General features: G+C 62.3%; 1 protein-coding gene. It reads right to left on the reverse strand.

Annotated elements, in window-relative coordinates:
* Positions 1-418: 418 nt before the first annotated feature.
* Positions 419-1,378 (reverse strand): hypothetical protein, encoded by a 960-nt coding sequence (locus GJ668_RS19665; protein ID WP_186343236.1) that lies wholly within the window; start codon positions 1,376-1,378, stop codon positions 419-421.
* Positions 1,379-1,545: the final 167 nt, after the last annotated feature.

A 1,545-nucleotide genomic window follows, 5' to 3' on the forward strand; every position in this document is an offset into this window, starting at 1 on the left:
ACGCTCACCGTCGGCAGCGCGCAGCACGATCTGCGCCCGCTGCACCAGGCTGTGGGCGGTTTCACGGCTTCGCGCCAGACCTTCCAGGACGGTGCGTGGTTCAGGGGGTAGCTCAATCAACGGGGCAGGACGGGCCATGGGAAGCGACTCACAATCAGGCTGTGGGAGAGTGATGAGTGATTATCCCGAAAATTCACAGTGCGCGGTACTAGTTAACCGGTTAGAGATGCACCGCTCTGAATCCGTCTGAGCACCCAAGCCCCGGCGGAGGTGGATGGTTTGAGTGGCTGATGTGTCGATTCACGCGCTCTTGCAGCCGTTGTTGGACATGCCGGCGCTGATCACGCATCCACGCGTAAAGTCTTCAGAATGCGACCCATGGTTTCATGTCACACACGCTTCTTGCGCCTAGAGGTCTTCATACGAGCAACTCCAAAACCGGGTCGCGATAATCCGGCAGCCAAGCATAAAGAGGGCGGCTAGCCCGAATCTCACGCAGCCGCGTGGGGTCGAGTTCGAGGCAGAGGAGATGGGCCGGCGCTGAGGCATTGGAGAAGCGCTGTTTGAACCGCCAGATCCCAACTCCTTCGGCTGTGGCGGGTTGGCCGCCCCACCAGATGGGCTCCGCGCCCCAGCACTCGATCGCGGTATCAAACAGCGTATAAGCGCCAAAGCTTTTCCGCGCCCGTGCATCGCAGAACAGGCTATGCAGATGCCAGGACGGAGAATCGCTGGCGTCCTGTACGGCCAGACACAGGCCACCTAAGGTGCCGTCCGAGCGGTGCCTGAGCGTGATCGTCGGGAGTGCTGTGGGGTACTCGGTTGCCAGCTGAATGAGTCCCTCGAAATGCGCAGCATCAGGGGAGGATGCGCGCGGTATGCCGCGCAGGCGTCGGAGCGCCTCTTGCCAGGTGGCGATGCACCGATGCTGCTCAGACAAGGGTTCCAGCTCAACCTGCAATTGGCGTTGCGCCTCACGCAGGCGCCGCCGCGTGCGCGCGGAATAATGCTGACGGGCTGAAGGGCGATCAGGAACATGACCCAGATGCTCCTTGAGTGGTCGCCAACAGGACGCGCAATGGGAGGCGAGCCTCTTCAGCCGGTCGTTGACATCCTTCGCCAGCCCTTGATCGGGTCGGATCACGCCGGTCCAGGTCAAGAGTCGCTGCCCGTTTGCGGCCTCGGCTTCGTAAAGCCGTTGCAAGAGGGTCTCGCTTGGCAGCGATTGATAGGGCCAGCTTCCGCGTGCATCCCAGTCGCCCCAGGGCAGCGGGCGCTCAAGCCAAGCCGCCTCGCCCGTTGTGGAGGTCTTGCCGAGCCAGCCGAGCGTGCGAAAATAGGCCGGAGAGTCGAGCATCACGCGCCTAGTACCGCGCACTGTGAATTTTCGGGATAATCGCTCATCATTCTCCCACAGCCTGATTGTGAGTCGCTTCCCATGGCCCGTCCTGCCCCGTTGATTGAGCTACCCCCTGAACCACGCACCGTCCTGGAAGGTCTGGCGCGAAGCCGCGAAACCGCCCACAGCCTGGTGCAGCGGGCGCA

It is taken from the genome of Allochromatium palmeri (assembly GCF_009720725.1).
Classification (GTDB): Bacteria; Pseudomonadota; Gammaproteobacteria; order Chromatiales; family Chromatiaceae; genus Thermochromatium; species Thermochromatium palmeri.